At 53.7% G+C, this 624-nt stretch carries 1 protein-coding gene; it reads right to left on the reverse strand.

Annotated elements, in window-relative coordinates:
• Positions 1 to 524: relaxase/mobilization nuclease domain-containing protein (locus K5E19_RS23380; protein ID WP_221553316.1), on the reverse strand; the 524-nt coding region annotated here is incomplete at its 3' end.
• Between the last annotated feature and the right edge of the window lie 100 nt (positions 525 to 624).

Consider the following 624-nt stretch of genomic DNA (forward strand, 5'->3'; position numbering starts at 1 on the left):
GTGATGCTCTGTGCGGCTTCCTGCGTGTTTCTCGGCAGGTCTTTGGCTTGGGTCATGCTCTGCCGTTTGGTGGGGTCGTCTGGGTCGCTGTATCCGTGCGTCAGGTTCTGCATGGTGCGCCATGCGTCCACTCTTCCTCTGTCGGCGGCGTAGTAGTAGGGCTTTAACCGCTTTCCGCTCAAAAGCTCGATGTTCGGTATCACGAAGTTGAGTTCCAAACGCCCTTTGTCTCGGTGTTCTACCCATAGGCAGTTGTATTGGTCTGTGTCCAATCCTGCAAAAATACACTCTTCGAAGCTGTCCATCAGGGCGTGTTTCTGTTCGGCGGGGATGTTGCTTTCTTCAAAGCTCAGGCAGCCGGCGGTGTATTTCTTGGCGTAATCGCTGCTGTTTATCAGGGCGGCGGTTTCTTCGGGGTCGCCGCGTAATAATCTGGCTTCTTCTCGGTCGCGGTCTTTGCCTAGAAGATAGTCTATCGGACCACTCCCGCCGCCTTTCCCCCTATTGAAAAACTGCACAATCATTGGGACTGCCATCCGTTCTTTTCTTTGGCTAAAAAATCCCGTAGGGAATTTAAGGAACGTTCCAACGCTGCCAGCTCGGTCGTCGCCTTGAGTGCTTCCA

Source organism: Enterobacter sp. RIT637 (assembly GCF_019718755.1).
GTDB lineage: Bacteria > Pseudomonadota > Gammaproteobacteria > Enterobacterales > Enterobacteriaceae > Enterobacter.